We start from the raw sequence: 24,188 nt of genomic DNA on the forward strand, positions 1-24,188 counted from the left end.
GGGCGGCCCGGACGAGTGGTGAGCCGACTGTCGTTGGCAGGCGTTCGAGCGATCGGTGACCGGGTTGAAAGAGCTCAGTGCGCGGTGAACTCCCCGGCGTGCTCGGCCGCCCACTCGCGGAAGGTCCGTTCTGGGCAGTCGAGCAGCGTACGGGTGGTGTCGCCGAGGGCGGCCGGGGCGCCGCCGCTCGCTGCGGCCCAGTACGTCAGCAGCGATTCGACGAAGGCGGCGGGCAGGTGGCGGCCCAGCTGCTCGGCCGCCGCCGCCCGGCCTGTCGTCTCCACCGGGATCTCCCGGCCCAGTACCTCGGCCAGCACTGCGAGCTGCCGGCGCAGCGTCAGCGACTCGCCGCCGGTGACCGTCACCGCGCGGCCGCGCGGCTCCCGCCCCGTCAGCGCGGCGAAGGCCACCTCGGCCAGATCCTCCGGATAGACCACCGCCAACGCGGCCTCCGGATAGGGGAGTTCGATCGGTAGTCCCCGGCCGATCGAGTGGGCCCAGGCCAGCGCATTGCTGGCGAAGGAATCGGCCCGCAGCAGCGTGCAGGGCAGGCCGGAGGCGAGCAGCGCCTGCTCGACCCGCAGGTTGTGCGAACCGAGCGGGTCCTCCGCCGCGCCCTCGGCCAGCACCGCGGCGGAGGAGAGCAGCACCACGTGCTCGACGCCCGCGGCCCGGGCCGCCCCGACGAAGGCGTCGACCTCCGAGGCTCCGGATAGAGGAAGACCTGGCGGACCCCGGACAGCGTGGCCGCGAAGGACTCCGGCCGGCCGAGCGCCAGCTCCACCGACTCGACCCCGGCCGGGACCGACAGCTCCCCGGGCCGGGCGCTCGCGGCGCGGACGGGTAGGAGCGCCGACGAGCTGCTGGACGCCGTCGGCCCGGCCTTCGGCAAGCTGCGCCGCACCTCGCTCCTGGAGGTCGAGCACCCGATCTCCGCCAAGGACCTCAGCCGCACTTTGGTGCTGAACCTGGTGCTGGAGCACACCCGCGACCCGGAGCGGGAGGTCACCGTCGGCGCGATCGCCGGACTCCTCGCCGTCGACCCCTCGGTGGCCAGCCGGATGGTCACCGATAACATCCACGCCGGCTACCTGCTGCGCGCCGCCTCCCAGCAGGACGGCCGCCGCACCGTGCTCCGGCTCAGCCCCGCCGGCGAGGAGCTGATGACCCGGTTCCGCCGCCACCAGCGCTCCGCCTTCGAGTACATCACCGCCGACCGGCCGGAGGCCGAACGCCTGGAGTTCGCCCGCCTGATGCTCAAGTACGTCGACTCCCTCGACCACCTCAAGGAGCACCGCCGCACCCGCGCCTGAAGCTTGCCGCATCCGCATCCCTTCGCCCGGTGATCGGTACCTGTTCGATGGCAGACCGGGTGGTCCGGGGTCTGTTTTCCGCCACTTCTGCCGTTCCGGTGCGGCGTTCCGCAGCCCCCGGACGCAGGCAAGGCCGGAGGTGGGGGCGAATGTCCTGGAGGTTTCCCGTTTCCAGGGATGCGAATGATTCCCCGGGTGAACCGGGGAAGGTTTCCGATTTCCGTCGCATGCGCATTTTCGATTAATTGACTCGCGTGGATCTATGTAATCTGGGGTCTCGATATTTTCCATCGATCTTCGTGGGGGGACTTCGTGGCGGACGTCATCGACCTCGGGCAGGTGGCCACCAGTGGGGCCGCCGCGCTGGTGGCGGGAATGGCGACGACGGGCTGGGACTCCTGCCGGGCCGCGATCGCGCGGCTGCTCGGGCGGGGCGGACGGGAGCCCGTGGAACGGGAGTTGCGGATCATCGACGACACCCGGACGCGGTTCCTGGGGTGTGCGGAGGAGGAACGGGAAGTCGGCCGGTCGCAGGCACAGCAGACGCTGTTCGTCCAGCTGATGGCTTTTCTCCAGAAGTACCCGGAGGCGGCGGCGGAACTCGGGGAATTCGCCGATGGCCGGGCGGGAGGGGCCGCCGCACCGAGCATCGGAGTCCAGTACAACCGCGACTCCCAGATCGTGATCGCCGCCGGCCCGGTCCGGGTGGACGGCGGAATGGGGAACCGGATTCCGGGAGGCACCTCTTGACCGAGGACAGCGGCCACGGCTCCGCACTCGACGACCCGACCCCGCAACAGCCGGAACCGGCGGCAGCGGCAGCAGTGGCGGGCATCATGACGGTCACCGTCGCGCACAACGACCGCTCGTCGATCGTCATCGCCGCCGGCCCGGTCACGATGTCCGCCAGGCAACTGCTCCCCACGGCCGCGATCCCCGTTGCGGACCTGGACGTCGTCCGGTCCGCGGCCTGGGTGGCCGTCGGGGTCGACGGCCGACCGGTCAAGGCGGCGGAAGCCGCTGCCGCCCTCCTGTCCGTCCCCGGTCCGGGACTCGCCGTCATCGCCGGAGCGCCGGGGTACGGCAAGCGCACCACCGGGGTGCGTGCGCTGTGGGAGACCTGTCGGGCGGAGTACGAGGCGACCGGGACCGAACCTCCACTGGTAGAGATCAGGCCGGACTGGAACGACCCCTCGGCGCCGGACCTGTCGCTCCTCCCGGAGGAAGCGGGAACGGGCTACCTGCTCGACGTGGCCGCGGAGATCGGCGACTGGACCGATCCCCGCAGGGTCGCCCGCGGACTGGTGGGCCACGCCGAGACGCTGCGCCGCAAGGGATCCTTCCTGGTGGTGGTCGCCGACGAGCGGACCTGGCCCACCGACGAGTCCGGCGGGCTGGCCCGGGTCGTGGTGCCGGCCGATGTCCGACCGTCCGCGCACCGGGTCGCCGCCGCGCACCTCCGGCACCTCCATCACGCGCCCGACCGGGTTCACCTGGTCGAGCCGGCCGGGAGCCCCGCCGGGCGGGCGGGTGAAGCGGCGGACCTCCTGACCGGGAGCAGCAGTCCGGCCGACGCGGTGCGCCTGGCCGGTCTCCTGGCCGCGGCCGACGGGACGACGGCAGGGATCGCCGCGGCCAGGTCGTCGTTCCGGGAGTGGCGCTCCGAGATCGAGTCGGCGTTCGCGAGCACCCAGGACAACGCCGACGACCGGGCGCTGCTCATCGCGGCGCTGTTCCTCCCCGGTGAAGAGGCGTTGGCTGTCGACGGGGCGAGCCGGGACCTCCTCGGGGAGCGTCCGAAGACGAGTGTCCGCGACATCCTCACCGGTCCGGACCTGACCGCGCGGCTCACCGCGGTCGGAGCGGAGGTCGACGGACGACGCGTCACCCTGGACCACAGGCCGGGCTACGCCCGGGCCGCTCTGCGGCATCTGTGGCGGCAGCGCGCGGACATCCACGCTCCGCTGCTGGAATGGCTCGGCAGGCTGACCCAGCCGAAGAATGCCGGCGCCCGGCTCCTGGCGCCGATCAGCGACCTGTTGGTCGACCTGGCCATCGCCGAGAACGACGTCCGGGTGATCGAGGAGATCCGGAACTGGATCGGGAACGGGACCACCGGGACCAGCCACCTCGAACTGATCGCCGGGGTGCTCGCCCGCACCGCCGAGGCGGACGGAGTAGGACCGGCGGTGCGCGGCAGGCTGCTCGGCTGGGCGCAGGACAAGGACGAGGCCGTGGCCTCCACGGTGGCCCTGGTCTGCCGGACGTCGTTCGCCGACGACTACCCCCGGCAGGCGCTGGTGAGGCTCCGTCACATCCTCGGTCGGTCCGAACGCGACCGGGCGGTGGTGCTGGCGGAGGATGCCCTGCGGGCCTTCGCGGCCACCGACCGGCACCTCGGTCGGGTGTGGATCTCGGTCGCGGCCTGGGCGAAGGACCCTGCGGACCTCGCCGGGCACCGCGGGTTCCTCGCCCTGGTGGACCCGAGCACCGACTCCTGGCTGCTTCGAACGCTGCTGGAGTCCGCGGAGGGCAACGCGGAGGTCGCGCGGGCGCTGGTCGACGCATGGAGCGCCACCCTGCTCGACGGTCGGGTGCACGGTGAGGCCGGCCGGGTCCTGATCGCGTGGGCCCAGGTCCACGCACAGGGCGACCCGGCGCACCGTGCTGTTCTGACCGGCGTGCTGCGGCAGGTCGTCACGCGCCACATGATGACCACTCCGATCGCGGCACTGGTCTACGGCGAACCGAACGTCCGGTACGACGAAGCGGTCATCGCACTCCGGAAGGAACTGGCGATTCCTGTCATGGAGGCCTTCGACTTCGACGACGCCACCACCACCATCACCACCGGCGGTCGGCCGTGAACCTCCGCGGCCGGTCCGGGCGGGGATCCGTCAGGAGACTGCGTCGTGCTCTCGGCCGGATCGACGTCCGACTGCCGAGCACCCGCCCGGGCATCGGATTCACCGCCCGGATCAGCGGTGTCGTGACGGCCGCTCCGAAGGGGCTGGCCGACGTCGACGAGGTCGCCGACCGGGTCCGCGGTGTCCTTCGGGAGAGCGCCCGGGAAGTGTCCTGCGGCTGCGATCCGGCCGATCCGGACTCCGCCCGGGACGTGCTGACCCGGCACCTCAGGCAGCACCGCCGGTTGGAGGCGGACCCGGGGGTGGAGTTCCGCGCCACGATCGTGATGGGCCTCGCCCCCGGTGACCGGACGGCGGTCGACCGGCTCCTCGACGCGCAGCGGCGGCAGGCCGTGGTGGAGGCCCTGCGGCAGCAGCGGACGGATGCCCTGGCGAAAGAACTGTGCGACCCGGCGGGGGTGTTGGCCCGCTGGGCGGAACAGGAATCGGTGGACTGGACACGTCCGCCGACCCCGGACACCGCGGCAGCGGTGGCCCGGGCCTTCGCCGGGTACCGTCCGGAGTCCGAGCGGTCGGTCGACCTCGCGGTCCTGGAAGTGCTGCGGGACTTCCTGGCGAGCTTCCCGGAGCAGGCACAGCGCAAGATGCTCTGCACGCTGCTCGCGAGCGGGATGCGGCGGGCCGACCGGACGGTCCACGCGGAGCGGGTCGAGTCGCTGGTCGCTGTGCCGGCACCGGTCGGGGGCTGAGCAGTGGGCCGCAACTCCCTTCCCCCGTACGCGATCCCGATTCTGTTGTTGCGCTGGGTGCTGGCCCCGCGCACCTGCTGGCACGCCCTGCGGCTCGTCCGGGCGGGGTACGGCAACGTTTCGTTCGATACCGCCTGGCGGCACGCCAGGGTCGTGCTGAACCCCGACGAGAACGGCTACCGGCGGAGCGGGCACCGCCCGGATCCCCCCGGGTCGCGCAGGACCGGTCGGCCCGGCTGACGGATCGTCCGCATCCGTCGGCCCCGCTGTCGGGGGCGGGTGACAGGATGGCGGGCATGAGCGAGACGATCGTGTACGTCCGTGGTGACGCGACCGCCCCGCAGGGGAAGGGAGTGCGGATCGTCGCGCACGTCTGCAACGACCTCGGCGGGTGGGGCAAGGGCTTCGTGCTGGCGCTGTCCAAGCGCTGGCCCGAGCCGGAGGCGGCGTACCGGCGGTGGCACCGGGAGCGCGCGGGCAACGACTTCGGCCTGGGCGCGGTCCAACTGGTGCAGGTCTCGCCGTACTTGTGGGTGGCCAACATGGTCGGCCAGCGCGGCACCCGGACGGCCCGCTCCACCGGCGTCCCGGTCCGCTACGAGGCGATCGACACCGCCCTCGCCGCGCTCGCCGGGCACGCCGAACGGCTGGGCGCCTCCGTCCACATGCCCCGGATCGGCTGCGGCCTGGCCGGCGGCCGCTGGGAGCGCGTCGAACCCCTCATCACGGCCCGCCTGACCGACCGCGGCATCCCCGTCACGGTCTACGACCACTGACCCGGGCCCGCCCCGGGGGCCCTCCGGCTCAGGACGGGGGCGCCACCGCCGGTTCGAGCAGGGACAGGGTGCGCGCCCGGGCGTCGAGGCCGGCGCGCAGGCCGATCGGCATCGGGAGGTTCGGGCCGGCGTGGCCGAAGTCGACGTTGCCCAGGACCGGGACGTCCCGGTCGCCGAGGACGTCGAGGACGATCTCGGCGAGGGTCGGGGAAGAGCCGGGGCCGAGGCCGCCGATCTCGTGCGGGACGCCCACGACCATGCCGGCGATCCGGTCGAGGACGCCGCTGTGCCGCAGCACCTGGAGGTAGCTCCAGACGTACGAGGCCAGGCCGCCCATCTCCTCCCAGAACAGGATCGCGCCGTCGAAGCGTTCGAGGGGGAGGGCGAACGGCGTCGCCCGGGACAGCACGAGACGGTTGATCACCCCGCCGATCAGCGGGCCCTCGGCCCGGCCCGGGCGCCAGCACTCCCAGGCGGGGCCGGTGGGCAGCGGACCGAGCGGCTCGGTGCCGGTCAGCAACGCGCGGTAGAGGCCCTCCAACTGGCTCCGGCGGGCCGGGGGCGCGGCCTGCCAGTTCCCGCCGAAGCCCGGGACGGCCAGGTCGGCGTGGAACCCGACCAGGCCGGTGCGCGCGTGCAGGACCAGGTGCAGCAGCGAGAGGTCGCTGTAGCCGAGGATCGGCTTGGGATCGGCCCTGACCGCCTCGAAGTCGATCAGGTCGAGGTAGCCGAGCACGGTCTGCCCGCCGTCGCTCGCCACGATCGCCCGCACCCCGGGGTCGCGCAGCAGGCCGTTCAGCTCGGCGGCGATCTCGGCCGGCGCGGCCGCGCTCCACCACCGCTCCCGGCCCACTTCGAGGAGCGGGGCCCGCCGGACCCGGAACCCCATCCGCTCGAAGACCGCCACCGTCCGTTCGACGTTGGGCTCGTACGCGGCCGGCAGCGGACCGGACAGTGCGGCGATCACCACGAGGTCCCCGGGCTCCAGTGCGCGCGGTCGAAGCAGCGGGAGCGGGGCGGAAGTTGTCATGCCGTCAGTTTCGCCGCCGGAGCGACCCGGGTCACCCGGATTTCGATCGGGCCGCCTCTCCGTGCCGGGAACACCTGCCGCGCCGGCGCCCCGGGTCAGCGCCGGCGGTACAGCGCCCGCCCGAGCCGCCGTCCGAGCAGCAGGTGGCCGAGCAGCGCGCCGGCGGTGTTCAGCAGCACGTCGTCCACGTCGAAGGCCCGGCCGGCCACCAGGAAGCCCTGCGCGACCTCCACCGCCAGCATCACGAAGGCGGTCAGCGCGATCACGGCCAGCACGCTGCGCAGCTTGGGGAACAGCACCGGCAGCAGCACGCCGAACGGCACGCCCAGCAGCAGGTTCCCGCCGACCTGCTGGGCCGCCGTCCGGACGGCCGGGCGGTCCAGGTAGGTCCGCAGCGAACTGCCCGGATGGAAGTTGGGGTGCACCAGGTGCCGCGCCCCCGGCTCCGGCACCAGCGTCACCCGGGCCAGCGCCACCGCGAACGCCACCGTCAGGGCCAGTGCGGCCAGCAGGATCAGGCCCCGGACGACCGCGGTCAGCGGGCCCCGCCGCTGCAGGAACGGCGGCCGGGCGGCCCGTTCCCCGGTGCCCTCCGCCGGGGCCGCGCCGACGGCCCCTTTCTGCTCCTCGGCCCGTCCCCCCGCCGCGCCGGTCCGCGCTCTGCCGCCCACTGTGACCGCCTTCCCCGCCCTCGACATCCGCCCTCCAGGTCTCCCGCACCGGGACGTCGCGCGGATACCCCGCAACGCCCGTCGCACGCCGGGTAGGACGGCCGGAAAATTCCCTGCGCGCCGGGAAGACCGCTGCTACGGTGGCGCGATGAGTTCGATCAGGCAGGTACAGATCACCTTCGACTGCGCGGAGCCGCGCCGGGTCGCCGCGTTCTGGTGCGAGGTACTGGGGTACGTCATGCCCGCGCCGCCCGAGGGCTTCGCCTCCTGGGAGGAGGCCGAGCGCGAGCTGCCGGCCGAGAAGCGGGGCGCGTGGGGCGCGGCCGCCGACCCGACGGGCGCGGGCCCGCGGATGTACTTCCAGCGCGTCCCCGAGGGCAAGGTCGTCAAGAACCGGGTGCACGTGGACGTCCGGGTCGGCACCGGCCTGGTCGGCGCCGAGCGCCTGGCCGTGCTGGAGGCCGAGGCCACCCGCCTGGAGAAGCTGGGCGCCACCCGGGGGCCGCTGCTGCTCGCCGACGAGGAGAACGAGTCCTGCCAGGTGATGCACGACGTCGAGGGCAACGAGTTCTGCCTCGACTGACGCTCCGTCAGGACGGCACGGCATCGGGGCCGTCCCTCCCGCACGGAGGGGCGGCCCCGGCCGTTCCGGGGGCCGGGAGCCTACGGGTAGGCGACCAGGTTGGCGACGTTGGTGGCCGAGTTGGACGGTCCGCCGGTCGAGTTGATCACGTGGTTGATGGTGCCGGTGCCGCCGAGCGAGACGGTCACCATGTCGTGGAACCGGACGCCGGAGCGGTTCGGGACCTCGAAGGAGTGCTCCTCCACCACCGCCGGGTTGACGTTGAAGTAGGCGTAGGAGCCCAGGCCCCAGGCCTCGTGGGCGGTCACCGAGTCGGCGACCTTGTAGGCCGGGTAGCCGCGGGTCGAGCCGTTCGTCCAGGCGGCCTGGTTCGGCGGGTCGTACGGCAGCTCGTTCTGGAAGAAGTACGTCCGGCCGTTGTTGCCGTTCCAGCTCACCTGGGTCTGCTGGTAGTGCTCGACGAACAGGCCGTACATGGTGACGTCGTTCCCGTTGACGACCAGCCCGTTGGCGGCGGTGTTGCTGGTCCAGCCGACGCCGCTGCCGTGGTCGGCGCGCCACAGCCACAGGTGGTCGCCGATCACGTTGCCGGAGTTGACCACCAGCGACTGGGTGGCCCGGCCGACGCCCGCACCGCCGATCCGGAAGAACACGTCGTGCAGCGAGGTCGGGTCGGCCGAGTGGTCGGCGGACGAGCCCGCCGCGCCGAGCTGCATCAGCACCGGGGAGTTGGTCGTCCCGGCGTCGATCAGCAGGCCGGCCAGCTTGACGCCGTCCACGTCCGCGACGTTCACGGCGGTGACGCCGTTGTCCGGGACCAGGGTGGCCAGGCCCAGGCCGAGCACCACCGTGTCGGGCCGGGTGATGTTCAGCGGCTGGCTCAGGTGGTACACACCCGGCGTGATCAGCAGGTTCTTGCCCTGGGCGAGGGCCGCGTTGATGTCGGCCGCGGTCGCGCCCGGCTTCACGACGAAGAACCGGTCGATCGGCAGCGAACTGCCCGGCTGCGCGCCGCCCGCCCAGGTGGTGCCGGAGGTGTTGGAGCGCAGCGCCGGGACGAATACCTGGTAGGCGCCGGCCGCGTCGACGTACAGGAAGGGCTTCTCGCGCACCACCGGGGTCTGGTTCACCGTGGTGTAGGGCGGGTTGGGGAAGGAGTTGGCGGGCGCGTTGACGTCGCCGACGAACACCATGTTCCAGTTCGAGCCGCTCCAGCTGCCCCACTGCGCGTTGCGCGACAGCCACTGCTGCTGGGAGCCGGAACGGACCTGCCCGTCGATCTTCGAGTCGGCGATGAAGCCACCCGAGGACCAACCGCCGTCGTCCAGTTGGAGGTTGCCGCGCACGTGCATCCGGCGGTAGGGCGCGGCCTGCGAGACGGCCCAGCGGTCGCTGCCGCCGGTCGGGTTGACGGACAGGTTCTCCGCGGAGCGCCAGAAGTTCTGCGTCGCGTTGCCCTGGAACCAGTCGGCCTCGGCGTGCACCGCGCCGTTGATCGTGACGTCGTCGGGGGACAGGCCGAGGCCCGCGACCTGGGTGTAGAAGCCGACGTTGGCGTCCACGCTGTAGCTGCCGGGCTTGAACAGCAGGGCCTGGCGCTGGGCGCCGAACTGGTTGGACTCCTGCTGGGCGAAGACCGCGTTCAGCTTGGCCTGGATGGTGGCGGCGGGCGTCGACGGGTCGAAGACCGTGACGTTCGGCCCGAAGTCGGGTGTGCCGGGCGGGTTGGGGACGGTGCTGCCGAAGGTGAAGGACTGCGCGGCCGTCCCGTTGCAGGCGTACTGCTGGAGCTGCACCGCGTCGGCGGTGGACGCGCTCGGCACGTCCAGGCACTTGCCGCTGTTGCGGTTGACGAAGTGGTACGCGCCGCTGCTCTCGGCGACCGCCTGCCACTGCTGGTTCAGGCCGCCGCCGTACGCCCAGAGCTGGATCTTCGCGCCGTCGGCGGTCGAGACGTCGACCACGTCCAGCACCTTCGAGGTGTCGTTCTGGTTGTTGATCCGGACGTAGCCGTTGCCGAGGTCCTGGACCTGCCACTGCTGGGCGCCGGTGCCGTTGCAGGCGTACTGCTGGACGGCGGTGCCGTCGGCGGTGCCGGCCGCGGCGGCGTCCACGCACTTGCCGGAGTTCTGCGCGACCAGGGTGGTCGCCCCGGTCGGGACGGCGGCCAGCGCGGCCGGGGCGGGGGACAGCAGCACCGCCGAGGAGGCCAGCAGGCCGACGGTGGCCGTCAGCGGGAGAAGGGTCTTCCTGCGCACGGGAGTTGCTCCTTTCTGAGGTTGACGGTGCGTCAGACGGGCAGGTTCCACTGCTGGTTGGCTCCGGCGAAGCAGTCCCAGATCTGCAGCCGGGTGCCGTTCGCCGAGGACGGGCCGGTGGCGTCCAGGCAGCGGCCCGAACTCGGGTTCACCAGCGTCCGGTTCGCCTGCGCCTGCCACTGCTGGGCGCCGGTCCCGTTGCAGTCGTACAGCTGGATCTGGGTGCCGTTGGCGGTGCCGGCCGCCGTGACGTCCAGGCACTTGCCGAGCGCGCGCAGGGTGCCGTCGGTGCCGACCGTCCACTGCTGGGCGGCGGTGCCGTTGCAGTCGTAGAGCTGGATCGCCGTGCCGTTCGCCGGGTTGGCGGCCGCGACGTCCACGCACTTGCCGCCGTAGCCGGTGACCTGCCCGGTGCGGCCGCCCGGCGGGGTGGTGGTGCCGCCGGTGAGCTGGTCGAAGGTCTTCGAGAACTGGTAAGCGGACTGCGGGGTGCCGCTGCAACTGTCGGACAGCGTCCCGCTGTTGGCGCACGCCTTGTCACGGCCGACCGCCCAGAAGGCCAGCAGCTGGATGCCCTTGGACGCGGCGAAGGACTCCACGGTCTGCGCGTTCGCGGTGGAGAACACCTCGGAGGTGGTGTCGTTGACCCCGATCATCGGGGTGTTGCCCTCCATCGCCCACAGCTGCTCGGAGGTCTTCGACGGCCAGATCTGGCCCAGTTGGGTGTGCAGGCCGTTGGCGGCGCTGATCGCGGCCTGGCCCATGTCCATCGGCGAGCCGTAGTCCATCGTCATGATGTTGACGGCGTTGACGGTCAGGCCCCGGCTCTTCGCGTTGTTCAGCAGGCTGATCGAGTTGGATTCGAGTCCTGAAGGGCTGACCGGCAGCGTGTAGTTGACGTCGAGGCGCTTGCCCGCCGCCGCCTGGGCCTGCTGGAGCTGGGCCAGCGCCTGGTTGCGGCGGTCGTTGGCGGCGGTGTCGTTCAGCGCGCCGCCCTCGATGTCCAGGTCGATCCTGGTCAGGTTGAGCGCGTCCACCACCCGCTTGTACTGGGCCTGCAGGGCGGAGACGCTGGTGCACGCCTGGCCCAGCTCGGTGCCGGAGGCGCCGCCGAAGCTGGCGATCACGTCGCCGCCGGCCGCCCGGTGCGTGTTGATCGCGCCGGTCCAACCGGCGTCCGTGATCGGGGTGTTGCCGTTGAAGGTGGCGTTGCAGCTGCCGTCGCTGATCACGAAGGCCAGGGTGACGTACCGCAGCCCGCCGCCGGTGCGGGCGTCCGCCAGGGTGTTCGGCGAGTTCCAGGTCTCCAAGTACGGCGCCGCGTAGTGCGCCGGGAAGCCCGGGCCGGGGTTGGCGGCCGCCGAGGCCGGGCCGGCGCCGGTCACCAGCAGGGCGGCGGCGAGGGCGGTGGCGAGGGTGGCGGGCAGCGCGACGGCCGTCGCGCTGCGGCGGAGCGGGCGGGTGCGGCGGAGCGGGCGGGTGCGGATCAAGGCGGCTCCTCGTGGGGGAGAACGTCCACTCGTTCATGAGGTGAACGCGAAGCGATGCCTGAGGGAGCGTCCGGAGCGGTCCGGGCAGGGCGGCCTGTCCGCCTGGCGGCGGATCGGTGGTGGTGGCCGGCGGCCCTGCCGGGTTGGTCTGGACCTTTTTCAAGACGTGAAGTTAGGGGTGTGGGCGCGACCACGTCAACCCCCGTGCGTACAGGAGTCGAAGGTCGTGGACGAGCCGTCGGGGAATGAGGCCCCGGGGTCGGTTGACCGGTGGGCCGGGCGCGAACCAGAATCCGTTTGAACCCATTTGCTGGCAAAGGTGATTCCGGGCCGGCCGACGAACGGGGAGAAACCAGCCATGGCCGAGGACTTCGACCGGCGCGTCATCGAGCAGTTCCCGGCCGAGGGGGGCCGGGTCGACGGCTTCAACCTGCCGCTGCTCCTGCTCACCGTCGCCGGGCGGCGCACCGGCCGCCCCCGCACCACCCCGCTCGCCTACCGCGAGGACGGCGGCCGCTACCTGGTCTTCGCCTCCAACGGCGGCTCCCCGCAGCACCCTTGGTGGTACCGCAACCTGCTCGCCGCCGGCGGTGGCACCGCCGAGGTCCCCGACGGTGAGGGTGGCACCAGCGTGCTGTCCGTCCGCCCCGTCCTCCTCGAAGGCGCCGAGCGCGCACGGCAGTTCGCGGCCCAGGCTGCCGACGCCCCCGCCTTCGCCGACTACGCCCGGCGCACCGACCGCACCATCCCCGTCGTTGCCCTGCACCCCCTCGACCTCGCCGCCGACCCCCGCCTGGCCGGCGCCGTCCTGGCCCGGCTCCGGCTGCACCACGAGGACCTGCGCCGCCAACTCGCCGACCTGCGCGACCGGTTGGAGCAGGCCGAGGGCTTTTCCGGGTCCGACCTCGCTGCCCGGCTCCGCGAGCGCTGCCTGTCGTTCTGCTACGGCCTCGACCTGCACCACCGCCGCGCGGAGGGCGCCTTCACCGCCTTCGAACAGCGCTACCCTCCGCTCATCCCCGCCCTGGCCCGGCTGCGGGTCGAGCACCGCACCGTCGCCGACGCCCTGGCCCGCTTCGAGACCCGCCTCGCCGACCCCGCCACCGCCGCCGACCCGGCCGCGCTGCGCGCCGAACTCGACCGCCTCACCACCGGTCTGGAGACCTACTTCGCCCACGAGGAAGAGCAGTTGACGATCCCGCCCGCGCCGCACCCGGAACGCTGAACGAGGCGCTGAACGGGGCGCCGGGCCGGGGCCGCCGTTCCTGCCGGCCCCGTCCGGTACGGTGCGGCCCGGCCGAGCGCTCCCGCGGACGGGCTGAGCACCCCGAGGCGGTGCGCGCGATGCTGCTGCTGATGCCCAGGGCTGCCGCCCGGGTCAAGCAGATCGCCGTCCCCGACGCGCTGGCCGGCTCCCGGCTCGCGCCCCGGCACCTCACCCTGCTCGCCTGCCTGCTGTACGACGGCCCGATGCCGGTCGGCACCCTCGCCGAACGCCTCGAAGTCGCCCACCCCACCGCGAGCCTGATGGTCGGCGACCTCACCCGCCGGGGCGTCCCGGAACGCCGCCCGCCCCCGCCGACCGCCGCCGCACCATCGTCTCGCTCACCGCCGAACCCGCGACCCGCACCGCCGTCGAACGCTGGCTCGCCAACGGGGCCGCCGCCCGGCAGGCCGCGTTCGCCCCGCTCTCCCCGGCCGAGCGCACCCTGTTCGTCCGCACCGTGGCCGCCTACGAACAGGGCGCGGCGGGGGAGTGGCGGAGCGGCCGGGCGGCGTGGGGGCGTAGCGCGGCATGGCGGTGGCGGTGCGGCGCGACCAGGGGAGCGGCGCGCCGTCCGTCCGGGGCCGCTTGCTTGAATGGGCAGGTGAACGTCCTGCCGCTGATCGCCCGCCTGCCCGCCGTCCCCGTCCTGCGCGACCGCTCGCGCGCCCTGGCGGTGCTCGACGCCGTCCTCAGCCCGGAGTGGGAGTGGCGGTACTTCTCCCACGACGCGCACTGGGCCCCCGACCAGGAGATGGCCTCGATGCGCAACGGCTCCGGCGACGAGTACTCCCTCGTCTTCACCCCGGACGGCGTCTTCGCCCGCGGCTTCGACCACGAGTCGCCGATCAGCCCCTACCGGGCCGACCCGCTCGCCCCGTGGCCCGGCCTGCTCGACAGCGTCCCCGCCGTCTTCCGGCCCCAGATCGAGGAACCCGCCTTCTGCGACGACGGCGTGCTGCGGGCCACGGTCTGCTTCTGGCGCGAGACCCACGACACCGCCTGGCGCACCGGCGACCTCGCCCCGCTGCCCCCGACCAGGTCGGCGACGGCGGCGCGGCCTGGCTGTTCGACGTCCTGGCGACCGGCACCCCCGAGGCGTACCGGGAGTTCGCCGAGGACTACTATGAGACCGCCGTCGGCCTCGACGCCGTCCGCCACGTCTTCGCGCTCCGCCCGCTCACCGAGGCCGTGGTCACCGCCCTCAACCCCGGACTGTCCCTCGCCGACCTCGCCGCCGACCTCGCGGAGACCGGCTACCCGACCGCGAACTGACGATCCGTCAGCCGACCGTCGGCCGACCGTCGGCGGCGCTGGGTAGGGTGCCGGAAAACCGAGACCGGGAGAGAACCAGATGGCCTTCGCCGAGCACATCGCCGTTCCGGAGACCGACGCGTGGACGGACTGGCTGGCCCATGCGGACGCCCTCGCCGCGGCGGGCGACCCCCGGGGTCGGGCGATCCGGCTGGAGCACCTGCGGGAGACCGGCGACGGGGACGCGGCGCAGGCCGCCGCCGCGTACACCCGGGTCGAGCGCGCCTTCGGGCTCGACGCGCTGCGGGCCGACGGCTCCTGGCAGTTCACCTGGTCCCGGGGGCGGATCGACACGGCCGTGTTCCGGCTCGACCCCGGGAGCGCGGCGCGCCGCCGGGCCCTGGTCGAGCACCTGCCGCTGTCCGCGCCGCTCGACCCGGCCGACCCCGAGCAGTGGGAGGCCGCCCTGGTCGACGCCTTCCTCGCGCACCCGGCCACCCGCCTGCTGCGCCGCCTCGAACTGCACCTCACCGACCACCACCACTCCGCCGCCCGGGCCGCCGCCGTCCTCGCCGCCCACCCCCGACCCCGGCTCGACACCCTCCGCTTCGGCCACGACTTCACCCTGCTGTTCGCCCCGCACACCACCTCGACGGGCAACCGGATCTCCCCCGCGGAGCACCTGCACGACCCCGTCGTCCCCGCCGAACTCGGCAAGGCCCTCTGGCCGGCGCTGCCGGCCCTGCGCTCGCTGGAGCTGGAAGGCGCTTTCCTCTTCGACCACCTGGCCCACGACACCCTCACCGAACTCCGCACCCGCGGCGCGGTCTTCTCCGACGGCTCGCTCTTCGACTTCACCACCCCCGCCCTCACCGCGCTGGAGGTGGAGATCGGCCCCGACGTCCACGGCACCGTCGGCTCCAACCTCCAACTGGAGGACCTCGACCCCGCCCGCTTCCCCCACCTGCGCAGCCTCGACCTCGGCGCGGCCGAGCTCGACCCCGAGGAGACCGGCGACTTCCTCCTCCTCGCCGACCACCCGCTGCTCCCGCACCTCACCCACCTCACCCTCCGCGAACTGGTCGTCGAGGAGCACCACGCCGAGGACCGCACCCCCTCGACCTCCTCACCGACCTGGCCCCCCGCTTCACCCACCTCGACCTCCGCATCCAGGTCGACGGCGCCACCGACGACGACCTCGCCCCGGTCCGCACCGTCCTCGGCCTCACCGACGACACCCCGGACGCACAGTGACCCGGCCTGCGGGTGCCGCCCTCGGGTTCGGCGGGGGGCGCTGTGAGTAAGCGCCGCTATGTGGCCAGGGGCGTGCCCGGCGGGTACCGCATCTGGGACAACCGAGGGCGTCGCTGGTGGGGCGACCTGTACGACTTCTGCCCCGACGACCTCACCGCCGAACTGAACGGCGCAGCCGACCCCGCGAAGCTCACCGCCCTCCTGAAGCGGTACCGGGCCCAGAAACGGTAGGGCTGACGCCCCCGCAGGAGTTCGATCACGTGAAGGCGATGAGGCAAACGACCCTGTCCGCACCCCGGGTCCCGTTCTTTACCGTGCGGGCGACCTCATCACCACCAGGGTAGACGGCCACCGGCCCACCCCGGGCGGCGGGGTCGGGCACGTCAGGAAGCCGCCAGGCGGAGCTGGTCGCGCAGGCAGTCGATCTCCAGCCAGCCGGGTTCGTAGCGACCGGCGACGTCGGCCGCGAGCCGCTCCAGCGCGGCCGGGGCGTGCGTGTCGCCGTGCTTGACCAGGCCGTTCAGGGCGGAGAGCCGGACGTCCAGGTCGGGGTCGGCGAGGGCGGCCAGCAGGAGCGGGCGCGGGTCGTGGCCGTCGGCGGCCGGGAACGCGAAGGCGCGCAGCGCGCACCGTCTGACCCGGGGGGAGGCGTCCGCGGCGAGGGCGGTCAGGGCGGCCGCCGGGCGCGGGTCGGGTCGGTGGCGGGCGTACCCGAGGGCGTGCGCCACGGCGGCGCGGACGTCCGGCTCCGGGTGGTGCCGGTGGGGCAGGACGGTGTCGGCGACGTCCGCCCGCTCGGCGTACCACGCGTAAGCGTGGATCGCCCGGTGCAGGGCGTGGCCGTCGGGCTCGGTGCCGATCACCGGACGGAGGAAGAACGCGGCCTCGGGGGCGAACTCCTCGGTCGGGTCGTCCTCGGCGTCCCAGACGCCCAGGCCCATCGAGACCAGCACCTCGACGGCGAAGCGCCGCTGGGCCACCGACGGGGCGTCGGCGTACCGGGCGCGGGCCCAGGCGAGGAACTCGGCGGAGGGGAAGCGGGCGAACGGGAAGGCGCAGGCGGACCAGTCCTCGCCCGCCGGATCGGCGTGCACCAGGGCGCGGCGCAGCAGTTCGTCCGGCGGGGCCGGGGTGCCCGCCCGGGTCTCCATCGAGGTGACGACGGCCCAGCGGCCGGGCAGCGGGCCGGCCTCGGCCAGCGCCCTGCGGGCCGCCCGCAGCGCGCGCTCGGCGGCTCCGGCGGTCAGGTCGTGCGGCGTCCGGCAGAGCAGGCGGTCCAGCACCTCGTCCTTGCCGTGCCGGGCCGCCCACTCCACCAAGTCCTCGCCGTCGGGCCCGGCCCGCAGCGGGTCGGCGCCCGCGACCAGCAGCGCCTCCGCCAGGTCGGCCGGGCCGCCGCCCCGGACGGCCGCCGCGAGCAGGACCGCACCCGCCCCGGCCGGGAGCGCGTCCGCGCCGGGGCCGACCCCGCGTCCGTCGCGGCGCGCGTCGAGGAGCCGGCACAGCGCGGGCACGTCGGCGCGGTCGATCGCGGCCAGCAGCGGGGAGAGGTCCACCCGCAGAATGTTCCCCGGCGGAAGCGCCGTCCACCAGCGGTTTTCCGGACTCCGGGAGGCGGAGCGGTAAATGGGTTGGACGGCGGGCCCGGGCTTGCTAACGTACGGATCACCGTGACAGGACGCGAGGAGGTGTGACCCATGAGAGCTGGATCGAGGTGGGTGCTCCGCCTTTCCCGCACGGTGATCGACTGACCTCAGGTGTCGTCGGGAGCGCCCGCTGTACACACGCAGGCACTCCTGAAAGGCGAAAGCCATGAACACGAACACCGAGCTGATCGTCGAACGGGTCGACGAGACCCAGTGGCAGGCCCTGGCGGGCGAGACGGTCGTCGGCAGCGGCGACGTCTCGACCCGTCCCGACGGGCGGCGCTTCGTCAGCATCGACGTCTGGGACGACGCCGCCTTCGCCCCGCTCGCCGAGGCGATGGTCGCGGCCCTGCCCGCGCCGCTGCACACCCTGGTCGGCGGCGAGGACGCCGAGCTGACGGCCCGTTGGGAGCGGGCCGGGTTCGTCCCCGAGCGCCGGGAGTGGGAATACTCGCTCGGCACCGGGGCGTTCGGAGGTACGGAAGAGGTGGTGCGGGGCGTGACGGTCCTGCCCGCCGGGACGGCCGACGAGGCCCGGTTGCGGGAGCTGGACGGCGCACTCCGGGGCGAGGTCGAGGCGGAGCGGGGCTGGCACACCATGCCCGCCGAGCTGCGCTGCGGCCCGCCCGGGGACACCCTGGTCGACCCCTCCCTGTACGCTGTTGCAGTCCGTGACGGCGAGTACGCCGGCCTGGTCCGGGTGGTCCGGGGCCGCGGCCCCGCCCGGATCGGACTGCTCGCCGTCCGCGCCGAGCACCGCGGCCGTGGTGTGGGCGCGGCCCTGCTCGGGCACGCTCTGAGTGAGCTGGACGGCGCGGGGGTCTCCCGGGCCTGGGCCGAGGTCGACCAGTCCAACAGCGCCGCCACCGCCCTGTTCGAGCGCTTCGGCGCCGAGCGGGCGGGCCACACCCTGCAGCTGGTGCGCCGCTGACACCCGGGCGGCGGCACCCGGCGCGTCCGCGCCGACCGGTGCCACCGCCGGTGCCACGACCTGTGCCACGATCCGAAGAACACCCCCAGCACCACCCCGAGCAGTAACCCACCCCGTCTCACAGAAGCGAGAAGCCTTGCCACGAGTTTCGAAGGGCCTGGAGATCGAGGGCACCGTCCTCGAGTGCCTGCGCAACGCCACCTTCAAGGTGGAGCTCCAGAACGGGCACCACGTGCTCGCCCACATCAGCGGGAAGATCCGGAAGAACTACATCAAGATCCTCCCGTTCGACCGCGTCCTGGTCGAACTGAGCCCGTACGACCTGACCAGGGGACGGATCATGTACCGCTACCGCACCTGATCCCCTGTCAGGTGCGTCCGGCCCGCCGTCCCACCCCCGCCCGGGGGCGGGGCGGCGGGCCGCGCCGTGGTGTGCGACACGGCACATCGGGCCGGAGTCCGTTGCTCCGGGCCGCCCCGGATGACAGAGTGCCGGGCATGGGAGAAGCGCAGGTCAGCACGGGGGAACGGGCCGCAGGGCCGGAGACGGTGTTCGACTGGCTGGACGCGGCGGCCGCCGACCGCGACGCCGCCGGGCTGACCAGGCGGCTGCACAGCCGCCCCGCCGAGGACCCGGTGCTCGACCTGGCCTCCAACGACTACCTCGGCCTGACCCGCCACCCGGCCGTCACCGCGGCCGCCGCCGAGGCCGCCCGGCGCTGGGGCGGCGGCGCCACCGGCTCCCGGCTGGTCACCGGCACCACCGAGGCGCACACCGAACTGGAGCGCGAACTCGCCGAGTTCTGCGGCTACCAGTCCGCCCTGGTGTTCTCCTCCGGCTACGCCGCCAACCTGGCCGTGCTCACCGCGCTGGCCGGCCCCGACACCCTGATCGTCTCCGACGCGCACAACCACGCCTCGCTGATCGACGGCTGCCGCCTGGCCCGGGGCCGGGTCGCCCGCGCCGCGCACGCCGACCCCGAGTCCGTCCGCGCGCACCTCGCCGCCCGCGCCGAGCCGCGCGCCCTGGTGGTCACCGACTCGGTCTTCTCGGTCGACGGCAACGCCGCCCCGCTGGTCGAACAGCACGCCGCCGCCCGCGAGTCCGGCGCCGCCCTGGTGATCGACGACGCGCACGGCCTGGGCGTGCTCGGCCCCGGCGGCGCGGGCGCCGGGGCCGCCTTCGGCCTGGCCGGACAGCCCGACGTGGTCGCCACCGCGACGCTCTCCAAGTCGCTCGGCTCGCAGGGCGGCGTCGTGCTCGGCCCCGAACGGGTGATCCGCCACCTGGTCTCCGCCGCCCGCACCTTCATCTTCGACACCGGCCTCAACCCGGCCGCCGTCGGCGCCGCCCTCGGCGCGCTGCGCCTGCTGCGGGCCGAACCCGGGCGGGCCGCCGACGCCGTCCGGGTCACCCGCGAACTCGCCGGGCGCCTCGCCGAATCGGGCCTGGACGCCTCCGCCCCCGACGGCGCGGTGGTGTCCGTCCGCGCCGACGACCCGGAGCACGCGGTGCGCTGGGCCGCCGCCTGCCGGGCCGAGGGCCTGGCCGTCGGCTGCTTCCGCCCGCCGTCCGTCCCCGACGGCGTCCCGCGCCTGCGGCTGACCGCCCGGGCCGACCTGACGGACGAGCAGATCGCCTTCGCCGTCGCGGTGGTGCTCAAGACCCGCTGAACCCGCTGAACCCGCTGAGGCCCACCGGGGCCGCTCACCCAGGCGGGCCCCGGTGGGCCCCGGCGGACCGGCCGGGTCAGCCCACGACGACCTGGTCGACCGTCCAGAACGCCGAGTTGGTGCCGGTGTAGCGGAACTGGAACCGGGCCGTCGAGGCGCCCGCCGGTACGGCCACCTCCAGGTGCTCGACGGTGTTCAGGTCGGCCCGGTAGGACTTCACCAGCTGGGCGGCGCCGCCGTCGAAGGACACGTACACGTCGCCGGTCTGCGGGCCGTCGACCTTGTAGTCGGTGGCGAAGGACAGCGTGGTGCGGGTGCGGCCCGCCACCGGGTAGGCCGGGCTGACCAGGGTGGAGTCGAACTGCCCGGCGCCGTGCGCCTTGTCGTCCCACTCGTCGGAGTCGGCGACCGCGAAGACGTTGCGGGCCCGGACGTTGGTCTCCCGGCTCTGGCCGAGCTGCGCGGCGGTCCAGAACTCGTCGGTGGCGAACGCCCAGCCGCGCCACTCGGTGACGCCGCCGGACGGCATCCGCGCGTTGTCGATCGACCAGCCGGCCGGCGGGGTGTGGGTGAAGCCCTTGATCGTGGAGCCGATGCCGGTCTCGTCGACCCGGGTCTGCAGGCTCGGGCGCAGCGCGTCGAACTCGTCCGGCACGATCTCGTCGGCGGGCTTGCCGTCCAGGCCCCAGGCCGGGTCGATCGGCGCGCCCTCGTGCTTGAGCACGGTCGGCGCGATGTCCACCGGCTTGACGTCGTAGCGGCGCGAACCGGCGCTGTAGCCCTTGCCGTTGAGGACCATCCAGGTCTGCCGCTCGTTGGCGGAGTTGCCGCCGTGGCCGCCCGCGTCGGTGTGGCCGTGGTCGGTGGTGACCACCACCAGCCAGTCCTCGGCGGCGTACGTGGGACGGGACCTGAGCCCGGCCAGCACCTGCCCGAGCAGGCCGTCCACGCCGTGGATCGCGGCCAGGTACTGGCTGGACGCGCCGCCGTAGGAGTGCCCGGCCTCGTCCACCTCGTCGAAGTGCAGGAACACCGCGTCCGGGTTGCCGTGCGCCAGGTAGTCGGCGGCGTCCGCGGCGGTCTTGGCGTCGTTCTCGCTCTCGGCGATCCGCAGGTCGGCCTTGCCGTTGAAGACGTTCGCGGTGATCGGGTTCCAGGAGCCGATCACCAGCGTGGAGGTGGCCGGGTCGGCGGTCTCCAGCCGGCTCGCCCAGTCCGGGTACAGGTCGAAGCGCGCGCCGGTGAAGGTGTTGTCCAGCACCTTGTGCTTGTCCGGCCACACGCCGGTGGCGATGGTCGACCAGCCCGGCCCGGAGAGCGTCGGCGCCAGCGGGTTCGCGTACAGGTCGGAGGTCGAGGTGGTCCCCGAGGCCATCAGCGCCTTCAGGTTCGGCGCGTCGGCCGCGGCGATCTTGTCGTACCGGGTGCCGTCGATGCCGATCACCAGCGTCTTGGCCTGCTTGGTGCCGTTCGGCAGGCCGTTGTACGAGGCGGTCGCCGCGGCGGCGGACGCGCCGCCCAGCGGCAGCAGGGCGGCCGCGACCACTGCGGCGGCGGACAGCGAAAGGGCCATGGTGGAACGGGAGTTGCGCACGGGGGCTCCCAACGGAAAGCGGACGGTGCGGTCGCACCGGCACACCGAGGATGGAGCGGCCGGGCGAGCGCGAACCCGCTCCGAATCCACGCTTGTATGAACAAGCGCCGAAATTCAGTCCAGACCGGTTACATTTTCGTGATGGTTCGTCAGCGGTCGAATGCAGCCCCCGGGCCGATCGGCGGGCCGGTCGGCCCGGGGGTGTGGGAGGGGCGGGGGTGTCAGGGGCGGATGGCGACGGCGCCGTAGCAGGAGGCTCCGGCGTCGGTGATCTGCTCGGTGTCGTCGTCGGGGGAGGGGTTCCAGCGGGGGGTGGCCACGACGCCGGGGGCGAGCATGTCCCAGCCGGCGAAGAAACGGCCGAACTCCTCGCTGGTGCAGGCCGCGACGGGGGTGCCGGCGGCGGTGTAGACCTGGATCAGCCGGGCGGTCTCGTCGGGCGCGAAGTCCGGCGTGAGGTGGCTCATCACCAAGGCGGAGCCGCTGGCCAGTCGGGCCTTGAGGCCCTCGGTGATCCGGTGGGCCTCGCCCGGCACGAAGTGCAGCAGGGCGTTCATGCTGAGCGCGATCGGCCGGTCGAAGTCCAGGGTGCGGGCGGCGGCCTCCAGCAGGGCGTCGGGCTCGCGCACGTCGGCCTGGACGTAGGCGGTGACGCCCTGTTCGGTGCCGCGCAGCAGCGACTGGGCGTGCAGCAGCACGATCGGGTCGTTGTCGGCGTAGACCACCGCGGCGTCCGGGGCGATCCGCTGGGCGACCTCGTGCAGGTTCGGGGAGGTCGGGATGCCGGTGCCGATGTCGAGGAACTGCCGGATGCCCGCCTCGGCCAGCCGCCGGGTGGTGCGGCGCATGAAGGCGCGGTTGGCGCGGGCGGCGGAGCGCGCGTACGGGAAGACGGCCAGGGCGCGACCGGCGGCCTCCCGGTCGGCCGGGAAGTTGGTGGTGCCGCCCAGGTAGAAGTCGTACATGCGGGCCGAGTGCGCCAGATGGATGTCGAGGTTGACCTCGACCCCGTCCGGCCGGTCCGTCCGGTCCGTCCCGTCGGTCCCGTGGGCTCCGTCGGTCTGCACGTGTGCGTCTGCCATGGGTGGTCCCCCCTGATCGTCTGTCACTGCGCCCCCACTATGCCCATACGCACGAACGGGCAATCAAGGGGACGGGGAGTGTCGGGCCCCGGGCGATGGAAAGGTCGGATGGACATATTGTCCGATGGAGTGACTTGCGTCCGATCCGGAAACCTCTTGGGCCGGATTACCCTTTCGACCCTTCATGCGCCTTAATGTTCTTACCAGGGAAGCGAGTTCCCGCGGCGGCACGGTACGGCCGTCGCCCGGGGCCACCGGTGAGGGGTTGGGTGCGTGAACGAGAGTGACTGGGCGGTGGGGGACCGGCGCCGCCTGACGTTCGACGCGTTCTGCGACACGCACCACCGGACGTGGTCCGGCTTCGCCGGCACCCGCCTGCACGAGAGTGCCGCGCGCGAGGCGGTGGAGACCGCGAAGGACCGGGTGTGGCGGGAGTGGCAGCGCATCCTGCGCGAGCCGTACCCGGCGTTCCAGGCGTGGACGATCCTCAAGGAGGAGGTGGCCACGGCCCTGCTGCGCCGGATGATGGACGGCGAACCGTCGCCCGCCCCGGGGCCCGTCCCGCGCTGGGTCCACGCGGTGCGGGCCGCCGCCGAGCGGGCGGGCGACCTGCCGGAGACCGAGGCCGGTCACGAGCGGCTGCACGCCGCCCTGTGCGGACTGTCCGAACGGCGCCACGACGTCGTCGTGCTGCGCTACCTGATCGGCCTGACGGACACTCAGATCGCCGACAGCCTGGCCACGACGGAGGCCAACGTGCGCTCCACCGCGGGCCAGGCCCTCGACCGGCTGGCCGGCGCCCTCGGCGGCCGCCCGCGCGAGCGGCACCGGTGAGCGGCCGACGGCACCGGACCGCCGGGGCGCCCGGCAGCGGCCGGATGCCCGGTGCGGACCGGATGCCCGGCAGGGATCGAATGCCCGGCAGGGATCGAATGCCCGGTACGGACCGTACGGGCCGGGCGCACGGCGGGGGCGGGGCGGGCCGGGCGAGCGGGTTCGGCGGCACCGGGGAGCAGGCCGGGCGGATGGACGGGGAACAGCGATGAGCGCCGGACGCGACAGCCTGCACCTGCCCGCCCGGGCGCCCCGGCCGCGCCCCGACGACACCGGCGTGTCCTGGGAGCGGCTGCTGACCGCCCCGCGCCCCTTCCCCTCCGAGCACCTGCAGGCCGCCCACGAACTCGACCTGGCGGCCAGCCTGGTCCTGGCGATGCCGACCGCCGCCGCCTCGCTGGACCTGCTGGTCGACGACCGGCGCATCCACCCCGAGGGGGCGCTCGTCCTGGGCGCGCTGCTGTACGTCGCCGGCCACCGCGACGGCGCCCAGTTCTGGTGGCAGTTCGCGGCCGGTGGCGGTTCCTACACCGCGGCGTCCTGTCTGAGCCTGCTGCACCGCAGCCTCGGCGAGTTCCTGGACGCCGAGGTCTGGCGCCGCCAGGCCGAGACCCTGGCCGTCGGCCCCCGCCCGCCGCAACGGGTGCTGGAGGCCCGGGACACCCTGCTCCCGCCCGGGGTGCTCGCGGAACTCCTCGCCCTGTGCCACGAGGGTCTGGACGTGAAGCTCCCGCCCCGGCTGGCCGCCGTGGTCCACCGGCTCCCGGTCGCCTGCGACGACCCCGAGTACGGCGAACTGCCCCAGGTGAGCACCACCCTGGTCCGCGACCTGGCCGGGTGAACGCCGAACCGTCCGTGCGCCCGTGCATCCGTCCGCCCACCCGCCTGTCCGCATCCGTGCTGTCCGGTCGTCCGGCC

General features: G+C 73.7%; 23 protein-coding genes. 15 read left to right on the forward strand and 8 right to left on the reverse strand.

The genetic code is table 11. The annotated features are described in order from the left end of the window. Positions 1–74 precede the first annotated feature (74 nt). Positions 75–653: an SDR family oxidoreductase gene (locus ACIOHG_RS18830; RefSeq protein ID WP_400951770.1), complete on the reverse strand. Its 579-nt coding sequence runs from the start codon at positions 651–653 to the stop codon at positions 75–77. A 207-nt stretch (positions 654–860) separates the two neighbouring features. On the opposite strand from ACIOHG_RS18830, the gene ACIOHG_RS18835 reads away from it, so the two are divergent. The 5 genes from ACIOHG_RS18835 to ACIOHG_RS18855 all read left to right on the forward strand — a co-directional run bounded on the left by ACIOHG_RS18835 (position 861) and on the right by ACIOHG_RS18855 (position 5,705). After that, a complete protein-coding gene (locus ACIOHG_RS18835; RefSeq protein ID WP_400952200.1) occupies positions 861–1,313 on the forward strand; it encodes a MarR family winged helix-turn-helix transcriptional regulator in 453 nt (150 codons plus the stop codon). Positions 1,314–1,625: 312 nt separating this feature from the next. Next, complete coding sequence (locus ACIOHG_RS18840) at positions 1,626–2,063, forward strand: hypothetical protein (protein WP_400951772.1); 438 nt, start codon at positions 1,626–1,628, stop codon at positions 2,061–2,063. Continuing rightward, positions 2,060–4,180 carry a hypothetical protein gene (locus ACIOHG_RS18845; protein WP_400951773.1) on the forward strand — a complete coding sequence of 707 codons (2,121 nt, stop codon included), beginning with the start codon at positions 2,060–2,062 and terminating at the stop codon, positions 4,178–4,180. Before ACIOHG_RS18840 ends, ACIOHG_RS18845 begins: the two co-directional genes overlap by 4 nt. A 122-nt stretch (positions 4,181–4,302) precedes the next feature. After that, the gene (locus ACIOHG_RS18850; RefSeq protein WP_400951776.1) at positions 4,303–4,929 is read left to right on the forward strand and encodes a hypothetical protein; all 627 of its coding nucleotides are present in this window, start codon (positions 4,303–4,305) and stop codon (positions 4,927–4,929) included. Between the two features lie 296 nt (positions 4,930–5,225). Next, positions 5,226–5,705 (forward strand): macro domain-containing protein, encoded by a 480-nt coding sequence (locus tag ACIOHG_RS18855; protein WP_400951778.1) that lies wholly within the window; start codon positions 5,226–5,228, stop codon positions 5,703–5,705. 28 nt (positions 5,706–5,733) lie between these two features. On the opposite strand, the gene ACIOHG_RS18860 is transcribed toward ACIOHG_RS18855, so the two are convergent. Both ACIOHG_RS18860 and ACIOHG_RS18865 read right to left on the reverse strand, forming a co-directional pair. Beyond that, on the reverse strand, positions 5,734–6,735 hold the full coding sequence (locus tag ACIOHG_RS18860; RefSeq protein ID WP_400951780.1) for an LD-carboxypeptidase: 1,002 nt from the start codon (positions 6,733–6,735) through the stop codon (positions 5,734–5,736). A 95-nt stretch (positions 6,736–6,830) separates the two neighbouring features. Further along, complete coding sequence (locus ACIOHG_RS18865) at positions 6,831–7,406, reverse strand: VanZ family protein (protein ID WP_400951782.1); 576 nt, start codon at positions 7,404–7,406, stop codon at positions 6,831–6,833. 148 nt (positions 7,407–7,554) lie between these two features. On the opposite strand from ACIOHG_RS18865, the gene ACIOHG_RS18870 reads away from it, so the two are divergent. Next, positions 7,555–7,989, forward strand: coding sequence for a VOC family protein (locus tag ACIOHG_RS18870; protein ID WP_400951785.1), 435 nt, complete (start codon positions 7,555–7,557; stop codon positions 7,987–7,989). An 80-nt stretch (positions 7,990–8,069) separates the two neighbouring features. On the opposite strand, the gene ACIOHG_RS18875 is transcribed toward ACIOHG_RS18870, so the two are convergent. Both ACIOHG_RS18875 and ACIOHG_RS18880 read right to left on the reverse strand, forming a co-directional pair. Then, positions 8,070–10,247 (reverse strand): RICIN domain-containing protein, encoded by a 2,178-nt coding sequence (locus ACIOHG_RS18875; protein WP_400951787.1) that lies wholly within the window; start codon positions 10,245–10,247, stop codon positions 8,070–8,072. Between the two features lie 32 nt (positions 10,248–10,279). Then, positions 10,280–11,737, reverse strand: a complete 1,458-nt coding sequence (locus tag ACIOHG_RS18880; protein ID WP_400951790.1) for a ricin-type beta-trefoil lectin domain protein — start codon at positions 11,735–11,737, stop codon at positions 10,280–10,282. Between the two features lie 358 nt (positions 11,738–12,095). On the opposite strand from ACIOHG_RS18880, the gene ACIOHG_RS18885 reads away from it, so the two are divergent. From ACIOHG_RS18885 to ACIOHG_RS18900, 4 genes are all read left to right on the forward strand, one after another. Then, positions 12,096–12,962 carry a nitroreductase/quinone reductase family protein gene (locus tag ACIOHG_RS18885; RefSeq protein WP_400951792.1) on the forward strand — a complete coding sequence of 289 codons (867 nt, stop codon included), beginning with the start codon at positions 12,096–12,098 and terminating at the stop codon, positions 12,960–12,962. A 918-nt stretch (positions 12,963–13,880) separates the two neighbouring features. Further along, on the forward strand, positions 13,881–14,276 hold the full coding sequence (locus ACIOHG_RS18890) for a hypothetical protein (protein WP_400951795.1): 396 nt from the start codon (positions 13,881–13,883) through the stop codon (positions 14,274–14,276). Between the two features lie 79 nt (positions 14,277–14,355). Continuing rightward, positions 14,356–15,555, forward strand: a complete 1,200-nt coding sequence (locus tag ACIOHG_RS18895; RefSeq protein ID WP_400951797.1) for a hypothetical protein — start codon at positions 14,356–14,358, stop codon at positions 15,553–15,555. Then, on the forward strand, positions 15,552–15,740 hold the full coding sequence (locus ACIOHG_RS18900; RefSeq protein WP_400951800.1) for a hypothetical protein: 189 nt from the start codon (positions 15,552–15,554) through the stop codon (positions 15,738–15,740). Before ACIOHG_RS18895 ends, ACIOHG_RS18900 begins: the two co-directional genes overlap by 4 nt. A gap of 152 nt (positions 15,741–15,892) precedes the next feature. Here ACIOHG_RS18900 and ACIOHG_RS18905 read toward each other — a convergent pair whose 3' ends face one another. Then, complete coding sequence (locus ACIOHG_RS18905) at positions 15,893–17,065, reverse strand: HEAT repeat domain-containing protein (protein ID WP_400951802.1); 1,173 nt, start codon at positions 17,063–17,065, stop codon at positions 15,893–15,895. 256 nt (positions 17,066–17,321) lie between these two features. On the opposite strand from ACIOHG_RS18905, the gene ACIOHG_RS18910 reads away from it, so the two are divergent. The 3 genes from ACIOHG_RS18910 to ACIOHG_RS18920 all read left to right on the forward strand — a co-directional run bounded on the left by ACIOHG_RS18910 (position 17,322) and on the right by ACIOHG_RS18920 (position 19,760). Continuing rightward, positions 17,322–18,086: a GNAT family N-acetyltransferase gene (locus tag ACIOHG_RS18910; RefSeq protein ID WP_400951805.1), complete on the forward strand. Its 765-nt coding sequence runs from the start codon at positions 17,322–17,324 to the stop codon at positions 18,084–18,086. A 136-nt stretch (positions 18,087–18,222) separates the two neighbouring features. Further along, positions 18,223–18,447: a translation initiation factor IF-1 gene (gene infA / locus ACIOHG_RS18915; RefSeq protein WP_400708730.1), complete on the forward strand. Its 225-nt coding sequence runs from the start codon at positions 18,223–18,225 to the stop codon at positions 18,445–18,447. Between the two features lie 137 nt (positions 18,448–18,584). Then, positions 18,585–19,760 (forward strand): 8-amino-7-oxononanoate synthase, encoded by a 1,176-nt coding sequence (locus ACIOHG_RS18920; RefSeq protein WP_400951808.1) that lies wholly within the window; start codon positions 18,585–18,587, stop codon positions 19,758–19,760. A 76-nt stretch (positions 19,761–19,836) separates the two neighbouring features. Here the strand turns inward: ACIOHG_RS18920 and ACIOHG_RS18925 are convergent, their stop codons facing one another. Then, positions 19,837–21,354, reverse strand: a complete 1,518-nt coding sequence (locus ACIOHG_RS18925; protein WP_400951810.1) for an alkaline phosphatase family protein — start codon at positions 21,352–21,354, stop codon at positions 19,837–19,839. A 221-nt stretch (positions 21,355–21,575) separates the two neighbouring features. Next, positions 21,576–22,436, reverse strand: coding sequence for an SAM-dependent methyltransferase (locus ACIOHG_RS18930; protein ID WP_400951812.1), 861 nt, complete (start codon positions 22,434–22,436; stop codon positions 21,576–21,578). Positions 22,437–22,709: 273 nt separating this feature from the next. Between ACIOHG_RS18930 and ACIOHG_RS18935 the strand changes: the two genes are divergently transcribed. Together ACIOHG_RS18935 and ACIOHG_RS18940 are read left to right on the forward strand one after the other, a co-directional pair. Continuing rightward, positions 22,710–23,270, forward strand: coding sequence for a sigma factor-like helix-turn-helix DNA-binding protein (locus ACIOHG_RS18935; protein WP_400951815.1), 561 nt, complete (start codon positions 22,710–22,712; stop codon positions 23,268–23,270). A 208-nt stretch (positions 23,271–23,478) separates the two neighbouring features. Continuing rightward, a complete protein-coding gene (locus ACIOHG_RS18940; RefSeq protein ID WP_400951818.1) occupies positions 23,479–24,111 on the forward strand; it encodes a hypothetical protein in 633 nt (210 codons plus the stop codon). The last annotated feature ends 77 nt before the right edge of the window (positions 24,112–24,188 follow it).

It is taken from the genome of Kitasatospora sp. NPDC088134, from assembly GCF_044741705.1.
Taxonomy (GTDB): domain Bacteria; phylum Actinomycetota; class Actinomycetes; order Streptomycetales; family Streptomycetaceae; genus Kitasatospora.

Bases quoted from the DNA above. Each gene is read 5' to 3' on its own strand.
- ACIOHG_RS18885 (WP_400951792.1), top strand. From the start codon at position 12,096: ATGGCCGAGGACTTCGACCGGCGCGTCATCGAGCAGTTCCCGGCCGAG.
- ACIOHG_RS18870 (WP_400951785.1), top strand. From the start codon at position 7,555: ATGAGTTCGATCAGGCAGGTACAGATCACCTTCGACTGCGCGGAGCCG.
- ACIOHG_RS18895 (WP_400951797.1), top strand. From the start codon at position 14,356: ATGGCCTTCGCCGAGCACATCGCCGTTCCGGAGACCGACGCGTGGACG.
- ACIOHG_RS18920 (WP_400951808.1), top strand. From the start codon at position 18,585: ATGGGAGAAGCGCAGGTCAGCACGGGGGAACGGGCCGCAGGGCCGGAG.
- ACIOHG_RS18855 (WP_400951778.1), top strand. From the start codon at position 5,226: ATGAGCGAGACGATCGTGTACGTCCGTGGTGACGCGACCGCCCCGCAG.
- ACIOHG_RS18940 (WP_400951818.1), top strand. From the start codon at position 23,479: ATGAGCGCCGGACGCGACAGCCTGCACCTGCCCGCCCGGGCGCCCCGG.
- ACIOHG_RS18910 (WP_400951805.1), top strand. From the start codon at position 17,322: ATGAACACGAACACCGAGCTGATCGTCGAACGGGTCGACGAGACCCAG.
- ACIOHG_RS18860 (WP_400951780.1), bottom strand. From the start codon at position 6,735: ATGACAACTTCCGCCCCGCTCCCGCTGCTTCGACCGCGCGCACTGGAG.
- ACIOHG_RS18930 (WP_400951812.1), bottom strand. From the start codon at position 22,436: ATGGCAGACGCACACGTGCAGACCGACGGAGCCCACGGGACCGACGGG.